We start from the raw sequence: 19,030 nt of genomic DNA on the forward strand, positions 1-19,030 counted from the left end.
AGGCAGCGTGGATGGAAATGCTGGAGGACTGAGCGTTGTGGGCGCGGCACAAGCCGTGCAGTGATGAGCGATGCCACTGTAGAGCCGAGCCATGCTCGGTTGGGGGTTTTCCGGTGATGCCCCTTGCCGAGCATGGCTAGGCACTACACAAAGCCATAAAAAAAAGCCCCGGCAATGCCGGGGCTTTTCGTATCAGCGGTCCTTCTGGATCGCGTGCACCTTGTGCCGTGCGATGTACTCCTTGGACTGTTCGTCCAATTTGTCACCCAGCACGCGGCGTACGGTGACGAAGAACAACGGAATCAACAGCACGCCGATCACCGTGGCGAACAACATGCCGCCGATCACGCCGGTACCCAGCGAGTGGCGGGCATTGGCGCCGGCGCCGGTGGAGATGGCCATCGGCAGCACGCCCAGGATGAAGGCGAACGAGGTCATCAGGATCGGGCGGAAACGCAGGTGCGCCGCTTCGATGGTGGCCTCGCGCAGGGTCTTGCCGGCCGCACGCTGTTCCACCGCGAACTCGACGATAAGAATCGCGTTCTTCGCCGCCAGACCAATCACCGTCACCATGCCGATCTTGAAGTACAGATCGTTCGGCAGGCCGCGCAGCAGCGAGAACACCACCGCGCCGAGGATGCCGACCGGCACCACCAGCAGCACCGCCACCGGGATCGACCAGCTCTCGTACAGTGCCGCCAGGCACAGGAACACCACCACGATCGACAGGACCATCAGCAGGGTGGCGGCGTTGCCGGCGAGGATTTCCTGGTAGGACATGCCCGACCAGTCGAAGCCGAAGCCTACCGGCAGGTCGTCATGCACCAGCCGTTCCATCGTGTTCATGGCTTGGCCGGAGCTGCCGCCCGGGGCCGGGGCGCCGACGATGTTGACCGCCGAATAGCCGTTGTAGCGGTTCAATGCCGGTGGGGCGTAGATCCACTCCGACTTGACCACCGCGCTGAGCGGGATCATCGCCGGCTGGCCGGTGGCGTCCTTGCTCAGCGAGCTGGGCACGAAATAGCTGTTCAGCGATTCCGGGCCGGTGCGGTAAGCGGCGTCGGCCTGCATGTTGACGCGCTTGATGCGGCCGCCATAGAAGAAGTCGTTGACGTACACCGGCGCCAGCATCATCTGGATGGCGGTGTAGACATCATTGACCGACACGCCCATGGCCTGGGCCTGCACGCGGTCAACCTTCAACTGCAGCTGCGGTGCATTTTCCAGCGTGTTCGGGCGTACGCCCACCAGCGATTTGTCCTGGCTGGCTGCACCCAACAAGGTGTTGCGCGCATCCATCAAGGCGTCCTGGCCCGCACCGGCGCGGTCCTGCAGCCACATGTCGAAGCCGCCGAACTGGCCCAGGCCCTGCACGGTAGGCAGGTTGACGAAGAAGATCTGTGCATCCTTGATGCCGTACGCCTTCTTGTTCATCTTCTGGATGAACTCGGGCGCGGTCTCCTTGCGCTCGTCCCAGTCCTTGAGGCGGACGAAGGCCATACCCACGTTCTCGCCGGCGCCGATGAAGCTGAAACCGGTGATCTGCATCAGGCCTTCAAAGGCTTCCTCGTCCTGCAACGTGCCCAGCAGCTGATCGAACACGGCGCTGGTACGGGTCTTGGTAGCGCCCGGTGGCAGCTGCACGATGGCCAGTGCATAACCCTGGTCTTCTTCCGGCAGGAAGCTGCCCGGCAGACGGGTGAACAGGAAGCCACACAACACCAGCAGCAGGGCGAACACCATCAGCCAGCGCGGGGAGTGCTTGATGACGCCGCCGACGGTGCCGACATAGCTCTTTTCCAGCTTGCCGTAGTACTTGTTGAAGGTGCGGTAGACCCAGTTCGGGTTGTCGTTGTGGGTGGGCTTGAGGAAGGCGGCACACAGCGCCGGGGTGAAGGTCAGCGCCAGCAGGGCCGAGAACGCCATCGCCATGGCGATGGTCAAGGCGAACTGCTTGTAGATCTCACCCGAGGCACCCGGCTGCAGGGCGGACGGAATGAACACTGCCGCCAGCACCACGGTGATCGCCACCACGGCGCCGGTGATCTGGCCCATGGCTTTCTGCGTCGCCGGCTTCGGGTCGAGCTTTTCCTCGGTCATGATGCGTTCGACGTTCTCGATGACGACGATGGCGTCATCGACCACGATGCCGATCGCCAGCACCATCGCGAACAGGGTCAACTGGTTGATGGTGAAGCCGATGGCCAGCATGCCCATGAAGGTGCCGAGCAAGGCGACCGGGATGACCAGGGTGGGGATGATGGTGGCGCGGAAGTTCTGCAGGAACACCAGCATCACCAGGAACACCAGGATGATGGCTTCGACCAGGGTGTGGACCACTTCCTCGATCGAGATGGTGACGAAGGTGGTGCTGTCGTAGGGAGTGAACCAGCTGACGCCAGGCGGGAAGCTCGGGGCCAGTTCGTCCATCTTCGCGCGCACGGCCTTGGACACGTCCAGTGCATTGGCACCGGGCAGCAGCTGGATGGCGAACACCGCCACCGGCTTGCCGTTGTACTTGGTGTCGAAGCCGTAGTTGGACGCACCGAAGGAGACCTTGGCCACGTCCTTGAGCTTGACCACGCTGCCGTCATTGTTGGCCCGCAGGATGGTGTTCTCGAACTCTTCCGGCGAGCTGTAGCGGCCTTCGGCTGCCACGGTGGCGGTGAAGGCCTGGCCGTTGGGGGCCGGGTCGCCGCCCACTGAGCCGGCAGCGAACTGCAGGTTCTGGGTGCCGATGGCGTTGTACACGTCGGTTGCCGACAGATGGTAACCCTGCAGCTTTTCAGGGTTCAGCCATACGCGCATGGCGTATTCGGAGCCGAACTGCTGGGTGCTGCCGACGCCGGGAACACGCGAAACCTGTTCCAGCACGCGTGCACCGACGATGTCGTTCAGCGCATCGCGGTCAACCGTACCGTCATCCGAACGCACGCCGATGGCCATCAGGAAGCCGGCGTTGGCCTTGGCCACCACCACACCCTGCTTGGTCACTTCCGAGGGCAGGCGCGGGGTCGCCAGCGACACCTTGTTCTGCACCTGCACCTGGGCGATATCGGCATCGGTGCCGCTGTCGAAGGTCAGGGTGATGGTGACGCGGCCGGTGGAAGACGACGACGAGCTGAAATACATCAGGTTGTCGATGCCTGTCAGCTGCTGTTCGATTACCTGGGTGACCGATTTTTCCGCGGTGGACGCACTGGCGCCCGGGTAGTTGGCGGTGACGGTCACCTGCGGTGGCGCCACGCTGGGGTAGGACTCGATACCCAGGTTGAGGATCGAGATCACGCCGCCAAGCGAGATCAGGATCGCCACCACCCAGGCGAAGACGGGATGCTCGATGAAAAATTTAGGCATGACGGCTTCCCGTTATTCCTTCTTTGCCGGTGCTGCCGCCGGCGCTGCCGCGGCAGGCTTGGCGGCGTCGGGCTGCCAGGGTTTGGTCGTGGCCGGTGCGCCTTCCTTGACCTTCTGTATGCCCGAAACAATGATCTGGTCGCCGGCGGCCAGTCCCGAAGAGACCAGCCAGTTGCCGCCCTGCTGGTTGTCCAGGGTGACGTTCTTGCGTGCGACCTTGCCGTCCTTGCCGACGATCAGCACATAGCCACCCTGGGTGTCGCGCTGCACGGCCTGCTGCGGCACCAGGAAGGCATTGTTGCGCTCGCCCAGGTTGGCCTTGAAGCTGACGAACGAGCCCGGCAGCAGGATGTGGTCCGGGTTGGGCAACTGCGCACGCAGCGACACGGTGCCGGTGGCCGGATCAACCGTGGTCGAGGAGAAGTCCAGGGTGCCTTCGTGCGCATAGGCGCTGCCATCGGGCAGGTTGACCTGCACCGTGGTCTTGCCGTCGCCGGCCAGTGCCACCGCGCCCTTGTCCTGGGCCGCACGCAGCAGGCTCAGTTCGTCGGCGGTCATCGAGAAGTTCACGTACAGCGGGTCGATCTGGTCCACGGTGGTCAGCAGGGTCACATCACCCTGGCCGACCAGCGCGCCTTCGGTGACCTGCTGCTTGCCGGCCTGGCCGGCGATGGGTGCGGTGACGCGGGCATAGCCAAGGTTGATGCGGGCGGTGGTGACCGCTGCTTCGGCCTGCTGTACGGCGGCGGCGGAGGAGCGCTCGGCGGCCTCGGCACTGTCCAGGTCGGACTTGGACACATAACTCTGCGGTGCCAGCGAGCGGGCGCGGTTGGCGGTTGCGCGGGCGTTGGCGTAAGTGGCGCGGGCCGAGGCCAGTGCACCCTCGGCGGAGGCCAGCGCGGCCTGCAACGGTGCCGGGTCGATCAGGAACAGTACCTGGCCTTCCTTGACCGTGCTGCCTTCTTCATAGACGCGCTTCTGCAGCACACCGGCGACACGGGCGCGGACGTCGGCGGAGCGGTACGGCGACAGGCGGCCGACCAGCTCGCGCTGCAGGGGCAGGGTCTGCGGTTTGGCATCTACCACACCGACTTCCTGCGGAGGAGGGGCGGCTTGCTCCTGCGGTTTCTTACAGGCGGCAAGGCTCAGTGTCGCTGCACAGGTGAGAGCGAGGAGGCGGAGTGGGGCGGTCATCAGGAGAAACTCCGGGTGTTGTTTTTATTTGGAGCTGCGGCGGCGTGGTAGGTGCAGGCAAAGGCACGTAGAAAACCGTCGGTGGCAAATTCGGCCCAGCGGCGACGCTGCTGTGGATCATCGCGGTAGGGGGTGTGAAAGCGCTGTCGTTCAAAATCCTGGCCTGCAATCATGCTGATCAGCAGCTCGGCCATGAACTGCGGGTCGTCATGCTTGAGCCGCCCGCGCTGCATCTCGGTTTGCATCCATTCAGCCACGTGGTTGCGGAGGGCCTCCGTGCTTCCCTGGTACATGAAGCGTGCTTCATCACGGAACTCGTGGACACTGGCGCCGATCAACTGCGCGGTGCGACGGACGTTGGGCTTGTTGCGATGTTCGAGATAGCCGATGGCGAAATCGAGCACGGTCTGGTCCAGCGGTTTCTCGTCGCATACCGACAGGGCAGCAGTCGCGTTGGATACATGCAGCCGCATTGCCTGCCGCAGCAATTCGCGTTTGCAGCCGTAGCGGCTGTACAGCGTTTGCTTGGAGCAGCCTGCAGCGGCGGCAATTGCATCCATACTCAGGCGTATTCCTTGCTTCGCCAACAGCTCACGCACGGCTTCGAACACGCGCTCGTCGCGCGCGTCGATTGGCGCGGGGGTGGCAGAGGGGGTTTGCATAAGCATTGGACTATACCGTCCAGTTTAGAAACGCCGCAACGTAATTCGTCTTTCACTGTGCCCGGTGAGCGAATGAGATTCAGGTGGCGGACATTGTCGTGTGATCGGCCATCAGTGAAATCGCGGCGGTTGCCCGCGTTCGACTCGTGATTGCGATGCAGATAATGCGGCCCTGCAGCAAGGTTCTTTTTGTTACCAGCGATACAATCGCGGTTTCTCCAACCGAGCAACACCCAAAGCTCTGCCATGAAATCGCAAAACAGTGCTGCCAAGTCCGCAAAGACGAAATCCAAACCGGCTGTGAAGCAGAACAACGCAGAAGCCGGCCTCTCGCTAGAACCGGTATTTGCAGCCTTGCGGAAGCGTTATCCCGCTGCGGCCGCACAGGCGCAGGCAGTGGCTTTTGCTACGGCGTTCTACAAGCGCATGGAAGCCGATGAGTTCACCCTGCACTCGGCCGATGATTGGGCGGTGCTGGCCGCCGGCATGCTCGAATTCGCACGCACCCGCAAGCCGGGCAAGGCCAATGTGCGGGTGTTCAACCCGACGCTGAAGGCGGACGGCTGGGAGTCGGCCCATACCGTGCTGCAGATCGTCAACGACGACATGCCGTTCCTGGTAGACACGGTGACGCTGGCCTTGGCCGAGCAGGGCATCGGCGTACACGTGCTGGGCCACCCGGTGATCAGCATCGCGCGCGACAAGGCCGGCAAGCTCAGCGGCGTGGGCGAGGGCAAGCTGGAATCGGTGATGCTGCTGGAAATCGATCGCCAGCCGGCCGAGGCGCTGGACGCGGTTGCCAAGCGCGTGACCGCCGCATTGGATGACGTGCGTGCCATCGTCAATGACTGGCAGCCGATGACCGACAAGGCGTTGGCGCTGGCCGACGACCTGGGCAAGCGTACCCTGCCGGTGAGCAAGGCATCGCGCGCCGAGGCGCAGGAGTTCCTGCGCTGGGCCGCCGACAACCATTTCACCTTCTTTGGCTACCGCGAATACAAGGTGGAGAAGAAGGGCAAGGAAGAAGTGCTGGTCGCCCAGAACGGCACCGGCCTGGGCCTGATGCGTGGCAAGGACACGATGGTCGCGCGCCCGGTCAAGGGCCTGGCCGCCGAAGGCCTGAACGCCACCAGCAGCCTGCACGACGCACTGATCCTGACCAAGACCAATGCCCGCTCGCATATCCACCGCGGCGGCTACATGGACTACATCGGCGTGCTGGAATTCGACGCCAAGGGCAAGATCATCGGCGAGCAGCGCTTCCTCGGCCTGTTCACCTCCAGCGCCTACAACCGCCGCCCGTGGGAAATCCCGCTGGTGCGCCAGCGCTATGAAAACGTGATGGCACGCTCGGGCCTGAGCCTGTCCAGCCACAGCGGCAAGGCACTGCGCCATATCCTGGAGTCGCTGCCGCGCGAAGAGCTGTTCCAGTCCAGCGAAGACGAGTTGTTCCGCACCGCCATGGGCGTGCTCGGCCTGCAGGAGCGCGTGCGCAGCCGTCTGTTCCTGCGCCGCGACAAGTTCAGTCGCTTCATCTCGGCGCTGGTATTCCTGCCGCGCGAGCGCTTCAACACCGACGTGCGCCTGCGCGTGGAAAGCATGCTCAAGGACGCCCTGCAGGGCGAATACGTCGATTCCAGCGTGGTGCTGGGTGACTCGCCGCTGGCCCAGGTGCACCTGATCGTGCGCCCCAAGGCCGGGCAGAGCCTGGAGCTGGACGTGGAAGGCATGGAGAAGCGCCTGGCCCACGTGCTGCGCAACTGGCAGGACGATCTGCGCGAAGCGCTGGTCGGCAGCCATGGCGAAGGCGAAGGCCTGCGCATTGCCTCGCGTATCGGCAAGGCCCTGCCGGCCGGTTACATCGAGGATTCCAGCGCTGAAATCGCTGCGGCTGACGTGGCCCAGCTGGACGCGCTGACCGGTCCGGACGATCTGCGCCTGAGCCTGCAGGCGATCCGCCGCGACGACGTCGACGGCCTGCGCCTGAAGCTGTACCGCCAGCTCAAGGACATCCCGCTGTCCGACGTGTTGCCGATGATGGAAAACATGGGCCTGCGCGTGATGGCGGAGCGCCCGTACAAGCTGATGGTCGACGATGCACCGGTGTATGTGCAGGACTTCGAAGTCGAGTCGGCCATCGGCACGATCGACCCGGCCCATGCCAATGCCGCCTTCAGCGACGCCTTCGCACGCGTCTGGCACGGCGATGCCGAGAACGACGGCTTCAACCGCCTGGTGCTGGGCGCCGGCCTGGACTGGCGCCAGGTGTCGATGCTGCGTGGTTACTGCAAGTACCTGCTGCAGATCGGCGTGCCGTTCTCGCAGGCCTATGTGGAAGGCACCTTCAACCGCTACCCGCTGCTGGCGCGCCTGATCGTGGAACTGTTCGAAGCCCGCTTCGAGCCGACCCCGTCGGCCGACAAGGCAGTGCTGGACGCGCAGCTGGCCCAGTTCAAGCTACTGGCCGGTGACGACGCTGCCACCCTCAAGCTGCTCGAGGGCGTGGTCAAGGCGCGCAAGAGCGACCGTGATGCGCGCATGGCGCTGGTGCACGAGGTGCTGGTCAAGCTGCTGGACGGCGTGTCCAGCCTGGACGAAGACCGCATCCTGCGCAGCTTCATCGGCGTGATCGAAGCCACCCTGCGTACCAGCTACTACCTGGTGCGCAAGGATGGCGTGCGTGCCGACGGTGGTCCGGCCGACTACATCAGCTTCAAGTTCGACGCCGCCAAGGTGCCGGACCTGCCCAAGCCGCGCCCGTACCGCGAGATCTTCGTCTGCGGCCCGCGCGTGGAAGGTACCCACCTGCGCTTCGGCCCGGTGGCCCGTGGTGGCCTGCGCTGGTCGGACCGTCGCGAAGACTTCCGCACCGAAGTGCTGGGCCTGGTCAAGGCGCAGATGGTGAAGAACACCGTGATCGTGCCGGTCGGCTCCAAGGGTGGTTTCTTCGCCAAGCAGCTGCCGGACCCGTCGGTCGACCGTGACGCTTGGTTCGCCGAGGGCGTGGCCTGCTACAAGCGCTTCATCAACGGCCTGCTGGACATCACCGACAACATCGTCAACAACAAGATCGTGCCGCCGCAGGGCGTGGTGCGTCATGACATGGACGACCCGTACCTGGTCGTCGCTGCCGACAAGGGCACCGCTACGTTCTCCGATACCGCCAACGGCATCGCCCGTGCACACGGTTTCTGGCTGGACGACGCGTTCGCCTCCGGTGGCTCGGTCGGTTATGACCACAAGGGCATGGGCATCACCGCACGCGGTGCGTGGGAGTCGGTCAAGCGCCACTTCCGTGCACTTGGCCGTGACTGCCAGAAGCAGGACTTCACCGTGGTCGGCGTCGGCGACATGTCCGGCGACGTGTTCGGCAACGGCATGCTGCTGTCCGAGCACATCCGTCTGGTCTGTGCCTTCGATCACCGCCACATCTTCCTGGATCCGAATCCGGTGGCTGCCAGCTCGTTCAAGGAACGTGCGCGCATGTTCAAGGTGCCCCGCTCGAGCTGGGCGGACTACGACAGCAAGCTGATCAGCAAGGGCGGCGGCATCTATCCGCGCTCGCTCAAGTCGATCGAGATCACCCCGGAAGTGCGTGAAGCACTGGGCATCGACGCCAGCATCAAGGCGATGAACCCGACCGACCTGATCAATGCCGCGCTGAAGGCACCGGTTGACCTGCTGTGGAACGGCGGTATCGGTACCTACGTCAAGTCGGCAACCGAGACCAATGCCGATGTTGGCGACCGTGCCAACAACGGCCTGCGCGTCAACGGTGGCGAACTGCGCTGCAAGATCGTGGGCGAGGGTGGCAACCTGGGCATGACCCAGCTCGGCCGCATCGAGGCCGCACAGGTTGGCGTGCTGCTCAACACCGACTTCATCGACAACTCGGCCGGTGTGGATACCTCCGACCACGAAGTCAACATCAAGATCCTGCTCAACGACGTGGTGCGCGCCAAGAAGCTCACCGTGGACCAGCGCAACAAGCTGTTGGCCTCGATGACCGGCGAGGTGGGCGAGCTGGTGCTGACGGACAACTACCGCCAGAACCAGGCGCTGAGCCTGATGGAGCGGATGAGCAGCAAGCGCCTGGGTTCCAAGCAGCACTTCATCCGCACGCTGGAGAAGCAGGGCCTGCTGGATCGCCAGATCGAGTTCCTGCCGTCCGACGCCGAGCTGTCGGCACGCAAGCTGCGCGGGCAGGGCCTGACCCGTCCGGAACTGGCGGTGCTGCTGTCGTACTCCAAGATCGTCGCCTTCCAGCAGCTGCTGGAATCGGACATCCCGGAAGACCCGTACCTGTCCAAGGAACTGCTGCGTTACTTCCCGCAGCCGCTGCAGAAGAAGTACGCCGACGCGATGGAACGTCACCGCCTGAAGCGCGAAATCATCGCCACGGCCGTGACCAACCAGACCATCAACCGCATGGGCGCCACCTTCCTGATGCGCATGCAGGAAGACACCGGCCGCACCGTGGCCGAGGTTGCCAAGGCCTACACCATCAGCCGTGAAACGCTGGATGCACGTGCACTGTGGGCGCAGATCGACGCGCTCGACGGCACCTTGCCCGAAGCGGTGCAGGTGGATGCGCTGGAAGTGATCTGGAAGCTGCAGCGCTCGTTCGTACGTTGGCTGCTGACCCGTCCGGGCGCGATGCCGGGTATCACTGCCGCGGTGGATCGCTACCAGGGCCCGTTCAACGACATCCGCGTTGCCTCGGGCGTGCTGCCGGATTCGCAGCGCCCGGCCTACGAGGCCAGCGTTGTGGCATGGAAGGAGAAGGGCTTGCCGGCGGCGTTGGCACAGCAGCTGTCCGAACTGCAGTTCCTGGAGCCGGCGTTCGACATCATTGAACTGGCGCGTCCGCGCAAGCTCAAGCCGGTCGACGTGTCCAAGGTTCACTTCCGCCTGGGCGAAGCCCTGCAGATGCCGTGGCTGTTCGAGCAGATCGATGCGCTGGAGGTCAACGGCCGTTGGCATGCGGTGGCCCGTGGCGTGCTGCGCGACGAGCTGGCGGCGCATCAGCGTGCCCTGACCGGCCAGGTGCTGTCGATGAAGGGCGCAACTGCCGAGGCCAAGGTGGCGGCGTGGTTGGGCCGTGATGACAGCGGCCTGCGCTTCACCCTGGCAATGCTGGCCGAGCTGGCCGAGCAGAAGACCCTGGACTACCCGACCGTGTCGGTGGCGGTGCAGCGTCTGGGCCAGCTGGCGGCGCACGGCGCTTAAGTCGGCAGGTTGTTGGTTTTGGAGAACGGGCCCGAAAGGGCCCGTTTTCTTTTGGAGAAATCAAGAGCTTGCCCTCACCCCAACCCCTCTCCCGCAGGCGGGAGAGGGGTTAGTCCACCGCGAGCGCAGGCATTCTGCGCAATTGCAGCTGTAGCCCCTCTCCCGCCTGCGGGAGAGGGGTTGGGGTGAGGGCAAGCTGTTGCCGTTGGCCTTCAGTTTCCAAGCAAACGAAAGCACCAGTCAGCACATCGGCAGGTTATCCTCGCCCTCCAAGCCGAACCGATAGACGCGCCCGTGTCCCCCCGAATTGCTTTCCTCGCCAGTACCGTCGAGGCCGTACAGCAGGCCCGTGCCACCCTGGCAGCCCGTTACGGCGACCATAGCCCGGAAGAGGCCGATGTGATCTGCCCGCTGGGCGGTGACGGCTTCATGCTGCAGACCCTGCATCGCCACGGCGGCAAGGGCAAACCGGTATTCGGCATGAAGCTGGGCACCGTCGGCTTCCTGATGAACCACCATCGCGAAGATGACTTGATCGAGCGTCTGGCCCTGGCTGAACCAGCCCACCTGCGCCCGCTGGAAATGATCGCGTTGACCGAATCCGGCACTACTACCGGCTCGCTGGCCTACAACGACGTCTCGATGTTGCGCCAGACCCGGCAGGCCGCGCATATCGGCATCGATCTCAACGGCCAGCAGCGGGTGGAAGAGCTGATCTGCGATGGTGTGCTTGTCTCCACTCCGGCCGGCAGCACCGCCTACAACTACTCGGCGCATGGCCCGATCCTGCCGCTGGGTTCGAACACCATCGCCTTGACCCCTTTGGCGCCGTATCGCCCGCGACGCTGGCGTGGCGCCATCCTTAAGGCCGAGACCGAAGTGCGCTTCCGCGTGCTCGATCCCTACAAGCGCCCGGTCAGCGTCACTGCCGATTCGCATGAAACCCGCGATGTGGTGGAAGTGACCATCCGCGAATCGCGTGAGCGTCAGGTGACCTTGCTGTTCGACCCCGAGCACAACCTCGAAGAGCGCATCCTCAGCGAGCAGTTCATGGTTTGAGGGCGGGGATCGGGGCTGGTGGGATCCGGGATTGGGGGAAGCGCGCCGCTTCCGGGTAGACTGGGTCCCGTTCCTTGATCGTATTGGGTTCATCGTCCATGGGTGACAACACTCCCCGGCTGCTTACCGTTGCGGTTACTTCGCGCGCCTTGTTCGATCTCGAAGAAGGCCACGCCCTGTTCGAACGCGAAGGCCTGGAGGCCTATGCCGCCTACCAGCGGGCGCACGAGGACGATGTGCTCAAACCCGGCGTTGCCTTCCCGGTGGTGCGCAAACTGCTGGCACTCAATGATGGAGCGCCGGTGGAGACGCCGCGCGTGGAAGTGATCCTGCTGTCGCGCAATTCGGCCGATACCGGCCTGCGCATCTTCAACTCCATCCAGCACTACAAGCTGGATATCGTGCGCGCCACCTTCACCGCCGGCGAGCCGACCTGGCCGTACGTCAAGCCGTTCGGCACCGATCTGTTCCTGTCGGCCAACCCGGATTCGGTGCGCCGCGCCCTGGTCAATGGCATCGCCGCCGCCACCATCCTGCCGCAGAGCGCACAGGAGGTGGCCGCCGCTTCGGCAGCGGCTACCGATACCGGCCGCTCCAAGACCCAGCTGCGTATTGCCTTCGATGGTGATGCGGTGATCTTTGGTGATGAGAGCGAGCGCATCTCGCGCGAACAGGGTGTGGAAGCCTTTGGTCGCCACGAACGCGAGCGTGCACACGAACCACTCAGCGGTGGCCCGTTCCGCAATTTCCTGTCGGCGCTGCATGCCCTGCAGGCGGCATTCCCGCCGGGCGAGTCGGCACCCATCCGTACCGCGCTGGTCACCGCGCGTTCGGCACCTGCGCATGAACGGGTGATCCGTACCCTGCGTGAGTGGGGCGTGCGTCTGGATGAGGCGCTGTTCCTCGGTGGTCGCCACAAGGGGCCGTTCCTGGAAGCCTTTGGTGCCGATATCTTCTTCGATGATTCGCAGCACAACATCGACAGCGCACGTCAGCACGTTACCGCCGGCCATGTGCCGCACGGCGTCGCCAATCCGGGGTAGAGCTGCCGTTTGTTGTGGGAGCGGCGTAAGCCGCGAAGCAAGCAATCTATCCGTCAGCAGGCAAGGTGCAATTGCAGCTGTCTCAGTTGTTTTTGCCTGGTCAGCTTCGCGGCTTACGCCGCTCCCACAGTCCGGTGTCTGCGCGACCTTGCAGCCCAACATTCCCCACATGCTAGGATGAAGCCGCTTTCGCGGGTTCCAAGCTGAACCAGCGGTAATCCTGCCGCGCCCTGATCTGCACGAATGCAGCAGATCCCTCCCGCACAGCACCCACCCGGTGATCCAGGGGCGGGGCCTGTCCCCGACCGGTAGCGTCAACGTACCTGCCATTCCCTTTCGCGCTGCCTTGCGTGGCGGCCGGGTGTTTCGCGCGCCGCGCGGGACCGGACGCATTGTCTCTCCTGCACGGCGCATAACGCGCCCTTGCGCAGTGCCGTCGCGTTTACGCGGCTGCAGCTACACAGGAGAAACAACCCGAATGACCATGCGTATCGCCATTCTTGGAGCCGGCCCGAGCGGCCTGGCGCAACTTCGTGCCTTTGAATCTGCCCGTCGAGGTGGGGCTGAAGTGCCAGAGATCGTCTGCTTCGAAAAGCAATCCGATCTTGGCGGAATGTGGAACTACACATGGCGTACCGGGCTGGATGCTTATGGCGAACCCGTACATGGCAGCATGTACCGCTACCTCTGGTCGAACGGCCCGAAGGAAGCACTGGAGTTTGCCGACTACAGTTTTGAAGAGCATTTTGGCCGCCCGATCGCCTCCTATCCGCCACGCGCTGTGCTGCGCGACTACATCATGGGCCGCATCGAAAAGAGCGGTGTACGTGATCAGATTCGCTTCAACATGGCGGTGCAATGGGTTGATTATTCGGAAGAAACCGAACGATTCACCGTCACCGTCCGCGACCTGAAGAAGGATGAGTTGCTGGCCGAGGAGTTCGACCGGGTCATTGTTGCAACCGGCCATTTCTCCACGCCGAATGCGCCATTCTTCGAGGGCGTGGATCGCTTTCCCGGCCGCGTGTTGCATGCGCATGATTTCCGTGACGCTTGCGAATTCGCAGACAAGGATCTGCTGCTGGTAGGGAGCAGCTATTCGGCCGAGGATATCGGTACGCAGTGCTACAAATACGGCGCCAAGTCGGTGACCTTCAGCTATCGCAGCGCGGCAACCGGTTACGATTGGCCGGCTGCCTTTGAAGAAAAGCCCTTGCTGCAGCGTGTTGAAGGCAACACCGCGCACTTCATCGATGGCAGCAGCAAGGACGTGGACGCGATCGTGCTGTGCACCGGCTACCAGCATCACTTTCCGTTCCTGCCCGATGCGCTGACCCTGCGCACGCGCAATCGTCTGTACCCGGGTGATCTGTACAAGGGCGTGTTCTGGATCGACAACCCCAAGCTGATCTACTTGGGCATGCAGGACCAGTACTACACCTTCAACATGTTCGATGCGCAGGCCTGGTATGCGCGCGATGTGATCCTCGGCAAGATGGCGCTGCCGACGACCGCGGCAATGCGTGCCGACAGCGAAGCCTGGCTGGCACGCGAGGAAGCAACGACCTCGGCCGAGCAGGACATCGACTTCCAGACCGAATACGTGCGCGACCTGCTGGACGCCACCGACTACCCGGACTTCAATGTCGAGGCGGTGGCCACGCTGTTCAAGCAGTGGAAGCACGACAAGAAGGAGGACATCCTGGGGTATCGCAACTACAGCTACCGTTCGGTGCTGACTGGCACGCTGGCGCCGCTGCATCACACCCCGTGGATGCAGGCGATGGATGATTCGCTGGAGGCTTTCCTCGCCGATAGCGTCATCGAGGAGCAGCCGCGCAGGATTGCCTGATGGAGATGGCGCCGGTCAGTCCGGCGCCTGTCCCAGTGGCAGCACGATATTGGTCAGTCGCCAGCGCAGCCCTTGGCGGCTGAGTACGAACACGACTTTGCGCCCGTCTTCCAGATGGGTGGTGGCGGTGTAGCGCGACAGCGATTCGTAATGGCCGGTGGTATTGGCCAACGGCTTGGCCGGCGAGGGCGGTGCCCAGGTATCGCCGCCGACGGTATCGCCGATGGCCCGCTTCCACAGGCTGTCCCCCTGCAGCAGGGCAGCAATGCCCAGCGGGGTGACGAAGGTGTCGACACCGGCACCGGTGAGATTGCCGGCCACGCCCAGCGCGACCTGGCCGAACAGACTCGACTGCATGTCGCTGCCGGCGCGGCGCACGATGTAATCGTTGATCTGCGCCTTGATGTTGACCCGCACCGCGCCGAAGTCGACGTGGCGCGCCAGCTTGCCGGTGTCACGCTGTTCTATGGCCTGGCTGATCCCACGGATCGCCAGATAGGGGCCGCCGATCACGTAGGCGGCCAGCAGCACTGCGATGGCGATGACAGTAGCGAGTATCCACCTCTTCATTGCGTTGCTGTCCTCGATATCAGGGGTGTGCGGGGATGCTGGCTTCGGCCCAGCGGCGCAGCATCACCAGGGTTTCGGCCCAGGCCTGGCTGCAGAAGCCCAGATATTCGCTGTCACCGTTCCAACCCAGGTGATGGAACTCCAGCACGGTCAACGGCTCGCCTTCATGCGGCAGCCCGCGCCAGGCGCCGGAGCTGGCCCGGCGTGACAGGTCGAAGCGGATTTCGGTGCCGGTCCAGGCCGAGGCCGGGCTTTGTGGCGGGTGGCGGCTGATCACTTCCCAGCGGATGCAGCGCTCGGGAATGATCTCCAGCACCTTCAGCGCGACGACGCCATGGCCGGAACCCGGGTTGTGGCTGATCACGGTGTCACCGTCGATGACCGATTGCTGGTGCGGTATCCACCAGCGGCTCAGCCCCTCTGCGCTGGCCAGGCCGTTGTAGACGGTGGCCAGCGGGGCATCGATCCAGACTTGCAGGTGGATGCTGGTCATGGCGGCTTCCTGTCGAAGGTTGCCGCCAAGCGTGCCGCAAACCAGGTTGGTTTGCGTGAAGCCCACGCCAATCAGAATTCCAGGTCCAGCGCGGCGCACAGGTAGTCGACGAACGGACCGAGTGCGGCCAGGTCCTTGGCCAGGGTCTGGCGCAGGCGCGGGCCGGTCATCGTTTCGTCGTCCAGCGAGCGCCACAGCACCCAGTTGCGGTGCTTGAGGTCGTCGATGAACTCGAAGTCGGCGGGGAAACCGCGCGGCGGCCGCACCAGCTTCTCGCTACTTTCGAACTCGTAGCGCTTGCGCGTGGCTGGCGCGTGCGCGGCGGCCTTCCAACTGCCGGGATTGTCGAGGATGAACTGGCGCAGGCGGCGCTGTACGTCCGGCTCGGGGTGCCAGATGCCAGCGCCAACAAAGCTCTCGCCCGGTGCCAGGTGGATGTAATACGACGGCGCCGGCACCTGCTTGCGGCGCTCGTGGAACAGGCGTGCGCCCTGCCAGGTCTTGTACGGCGCCTTGTCGTGGGAGAAGCGCGAGTCGCGGTAGATGCGGAACAGCGAGCCGCCGACGGTGCGAGGATCGGCCTGGAAGTGCGCGCTGACTTCGCTCAGGTCAGGCTGCAGGTCGGTGATCAGGCGCAGGAAGGGCTGCCGTACATGGTCTTCGTACTGCTGCTTGTGCTCGGCAAACCAGGTCTTGTCGTTGTGGCGGGCCAGCCCGCGCAGGAACTTGAAGCTGGCATCGCTGAAATACTGGGTCATGGTGTGTCCTGCAGGGAGTGGCGCCACTGGTCCAACGCATCCAGCAAGGCCAGTGAGTCCGGGTTGTCCTTGTGCTCCTCGCGCAATTGGGCGATCTGCGCGATGTACTCGGGCAAGGTCTGCTCGGCCATGCCCGGGGTAGTGAAGCGCTGCTGACGATACGCATCCCAGCGTGAGCGCGCGGTGGCGTCCAGTGTCTGCGGATGGTTGCGGGCGCGGTAGCGGAACAGCAGTTCGGGCAGGCGCGGATCGCGGAAGCGCTGTTCCAACTCGGCCAAAGCTTCCGGCGGTGCAGTGCGCACCTTGCTGAGCAGGCCCTTGTCGCCTTCGGCCAGGAAGCCATCGTACAGCGATGCATCGGCGTCGACCGGGCCATCGTTTACGCGTTCTCGGGCAAACACCTGGCGCGCCTTCTCGGCCAGTTGCGGGCCGAGTTCGCGCAGTTTTTCTGCCTTGGCTTCAATTGCCGCAGGATCAATCTGCAGGCGCTCAAAATCGGCCTCGCGCAGATGGTTCCACGCAACCAGCGCCGGTACCTTGTTGAGGTGGACTTCTTTCAGCGGAATGCGCTGCTGGCCTTCGGGCAGGTCGGCGGCACGGGTATACAGGCGTGCGGTGATTTCTTCGACCGACAGCTCCAGCAAGGGCTCGATATCGCCTTCCAGGTCGAACACGATCACCCGATTGTTGATGTGCGGATGACGGGCCAGTGGCAGCACCGGTGCGGCGCACAGGCGGCTGGCCGGGTAGCGCATCGAGATATGCAGCACCGGCTCCATCGCCACCACGTCGAGCAGGCTGCCGACATAGCGCTTGTCGCGCAGACGCAGCGCGTAGTCCCACATGCGCGGCTGTGCCTCACGGAAGCGCCGCGCCATGCCGATGGTGGCATGGACGTCCGACAGCGCTTCGTGGGCATCGCCTTGGCGCACATCATTGGCCAGCGCCAGATGCTCAAGCTTGAACGAGGTGGCGCCGTCTTCGCGCGTGGGCCAGTTGATGCCGTCCGGGCGCAGCGCGTGCACCAAACGTAACATGTCGAGCAGGTCCCAGCGCGAGTTTCCACTGCGCCACTCGCGCTCATAGGGATCATGGAAATTGCGGAACAGACCGTAGCGCACGAACTCATCATCGAAGCGCAGGGTGTTGTATCCCAGGGTGCAGGTCTGCGGCTTGCTCATCAACTCGTTGATGCGGGCGAAAGCCTCGGCCTCGCTGACACCTTCGGCCAGCGCATGCTGCGGGGTGATGCCGGTGATCAAGGTAGCGACCGGCGAGGGCAGCAGGTCGTCGGCTGGCTTGACGTAGAAGCTGACCGGCTCGTCGATGATTTTCAGGTTGGCATCGGTGCGCACCGCGGCGAACTGGGCGATGCGGGTACGGCGCGGGTCCTGGCCAAAGGTTTCCAGATCGTAGAACAGGAAGCTCTCGGCCATCAGTGCGCTCCTTCCAGTACTGGCAGCTGAGCGTGGACGACGTGTTCCAGCGTGGCCCAGTCGATGTTGTGCAGCGAGTCGTGGCCGGCGGTTGCGTCGGCAAGGATGGTCTGCTGCAGACGGGTGCGTTCAAGTGCGACTGCATACGGCGTGTGCAGGAAGGTGACCATCGTGTAATGCGGCACGAAACGGGTTGGCCAGCGCGCCTGCAGCGCCTGCTCCAGCTCGCGCTGCAGCAGGTAGCTCGGGTCGGCGACGCGATCGCGCATTTCCAGATAGTTGTCCAGGGCCATCTGCTGGATGGCGGCGGCATTGGGTTTGCGCTCGGCTTCAAATGCGGCGAAGGCTTGTTCGGTGCCGGGATGCTCGGCCAGGCAGCGTGCCAGCACCACGCAGTCTTCGAACGCGCAGTTCATACCCTGGCCGTGGAAGGGCACCATCGCATGCGCGGCGTCGCCGATCAGCACTGCCTTGCCACGCTGATGCCAACGTTCCAGGTACAGCGTGCCCAGCAGGCCGGGCGGATGCTGTTCCCAGTCGGCGCGCAGGTTCGGTATCAATGGCAGGGCATCGGCGAAGTCGCGCTGGAAGAGTGCTTCGGCTTCGGCACCGTTACGCACCGTTGCGAAGCTGGGATCACCTTCGTTCGGCAGGAACAGGGTGACGGTGAACGTGCCTTCGTCATTGGGCAGGGCGATGCACATGTAGTTGCCGCGAGGCCAGATGTGCAGGGCATTGGCTTCGATCTGGAAGCTACCGTCCGCTGCTGGCGGAATCTCCAGCTCTTTGTATGAATGATCGAGGAACTCGATGCGCTCGCCCAAGGGCAACTTGCGGTTCATTGCCGCGCGCAGCGCCGAGCCGGCGCCATCGGCTCCGATCAGCGGCGTGTTGAAGTGGATGTCGTGCGGCTGGTCGTCGCGGTCGTCGATGAAGCGTGCATAGCCAGCATCGAAGTCCACGGTATGCAGGCGACGGTGGAAGTGCACGGTGGCACCGGCTTCCTCGGCCAGCTGCAGCAAGGTGGTGTTGAGGTCCTTGCGGTGCACCGACCAGATCACTTCGCTGTCATCGCGGCCGTAGCGCTGCAGGTCGGCCGCGCCTTCGCGCGGATGCACCATGCGTCCGCGCATCATCACCGCCTTGGCCATCACCTCGTCCTCGACGCCAGCCTGACGCAGGGCGTTGCGGCCGCGTTCGGCCAGCGCCAGGTTGATCGAGCGACCGGACTCGTAGTCGGCGATACGCGGATCGCCACGGCGTTCGTAGATGGTGATCTTCCAGCCCTGCCGCGACAGCAGGATGGCGAGCAGGGAGCCGGCCAGGCCGGCGCCGATCAGGGTGAGGCTGCGTGGGGTGGGGGTGTTCAAGTCACAG

At 64.0% G+C, this 19,030-nt stretch carries 11 protein-coding genes and 1 pseudogene; 4 read left to right on the forward strand and 8 right to left on the reverse strand.

Going from position 1 to position 19,030, the window contains the following annotated elements; all coding sequences use genetic code 11:
- Positions 1-192: 192 nt before the first annotated feature.
- The 3 genes and pseudogenes from AC1VXC_RS12210 to AC1VXC_RS12220 form a co-directional block, all read right to left on the reverse strand.
- Positions 193-3,357, reverse strand: coding sequence for a multidrug efflux RND transporter permease subunit (locus AC1VXC_RS12210; RefSeq protein ID WP_481539205.1), 3,165 nt, complete (start codon positions 3,355-3,357; stop codon positions 193-195).
- A gap of 24 nt (positions 3,358-3,381) precedes the next feature.
- Positions 3,382-4,551, reverse strand: a pseudogene (locus AC1VXC_RS12215) (efflux RND transporter periplasmic adaptor subunit); the annotation flags it as partial.
- Positions 4,551-5,162 carry a TetR/AcrR family transcriptional regulator gene (locus AC1VXC_RS12220; protein ID WP_481539206.1) on the reverse strand — a complete coding sequence of 204 codons (612 nt, stop codon included), beginning with the start codon at positions 5,160-5,162 and terminating at the stop codon, positions 4,551-4,553. The pseudogene AC1VXC_RS12215 and the gene AC1VXC_RS12220, both read right to left, overlap by 1 nt.
- A gap of 297 nt (positions 5,163-5,459) precedes the next feature.
- Between AC1VXC_RS12220 and AC1VXC_RS12225 the strand changes: the two genes are divergently transcribed.
- From AC1VXC_RS12225 to AC1VXC_RS12240, 4 genes are all read left to right on the forward strand, one after another.
- Positions 5,460-10,442: an NAD-glutamate dehydrogenase gene (locus tag AC1VXC_RS12225; RefSeq protein WP_481539207.1), complete on the forward strand. Its 4,983-nt coding sequence runs from the start codon at positions 5,460-5,462 to the stop codon at positions 10,440-10,442.
- A 294-nt stretch (positions 10,443-10,736) separates the two neighbouring features.
- Entirely contained in the window at positions 10,737-11,501 is a 765-nt protein-coding gene (locus AC1VXC_RS12230) for an NAD kinase (protein ID WP_481539208.1), read from the forward strand.
- A gap of 98 nt (positions 11,502-11,599) precedes the next feature.
- Positions 11,600-12,544, forward strand: a complete 945-nt coding sequence (locus AC1VXC_RS12235; RefSeq protein WP_313169953.1) for a 5'-nucleotidase — start codon at positions 11,600-11,602, stop codon at positions 12,542-12,544.
- 478 nt (positions 12,545-13,022) lie between these two features.
- Complete coding sequence (locus AC1VXC_RS12240) at positions 13,023-14,396, forward strand: NAD(P)-binding domain-containing protein (RefSeq protein ID WP_313169955.1); 1,374 nt, start codon at positions 13,023-13,025, stop codon at positions 14,394-14,396.
- Positions 14,397-14,411: 15 nt separating this feature from the next.
- Here AC1VXC_RS12240 and AC1VXC_RS12245 read toward each other — a convergent pair whose 3' ends face one another.
- The 5 genes from AC1VXC_RS12245 to AC1VXC_RS12265 all read right to left on the reverse strand — a co-directional run bounded on the left by AC1VXC_RS12245 (position 14,412) and on the right by AC1VXC_RS12265 (position 19,023).
- The gene (locus tag AC1VXC_RS12245) at positions 14,412-14,966 is read right to left on the reverse strand and encodes a DUF2939 domain-containing protein (RefSeq protein ID WP_481539223.1); all 555 of its coding nucleotides are present in this window, start codon (positions 14,964-14,966) and stop codon (positions 14,412-14,414) included.
- 19 nt (positions 14,967-14,985) lie between these two features.
- Complete coding sequence (locus AC1VXC_RS12250; protein WP_481539224.1) at positions 14,986-15,459, reverse strand: SRPBCC family protein; 474 nt, start codon at positions 15,457-15,459, stop codon at positions 14,986-14,988.
- 71 nt (positions 15,460-15,530) lie between these two features.
- Entirely contained in the window at positions 15,531-16,217 is a 687-nt protein-coding gene (locus AC1VXC_RS12255; protein WP_313493006.1) for a DUF2461 domain-containing protein, read from the reverse strand.
- On the reverse strand, positions 16,214-17,653 hold the full coding sequence (gene sbcB, locus AC1VXC_RS12260) for an exodeoxyribonuclease I (RefSeq protein ID WP_313169962.1): 1,440 nt from the start codon (positions 17,651-17,653) through the stop codon (positions 16,214-16,216). Before sbcB ends, AC1VXC_RS12255 begins: the two co-directional genes overlap by 4 nt.
- On the reverse strand, positions 17,653-19,023 hold the full coding sequence (locus tag AC1VXC_RS12265) for an FAD-dependent oxidoreductase (protein WP_481539225.1): 1,371 nt from the start codon (positions 19,021-19,023) through the stop codon (positions 17,653-17,655). The genes sbcB and AC1VXC_RS12265 overlap by 1 nt, the downstream gene beginning before the upstream one ends.
- Positions 19,024-19,030: the final 7 nt, after the last annotated feature.

It is taken from the genome of Stenotrophomonas sp. STEN033, assembly GCF_056856655.1.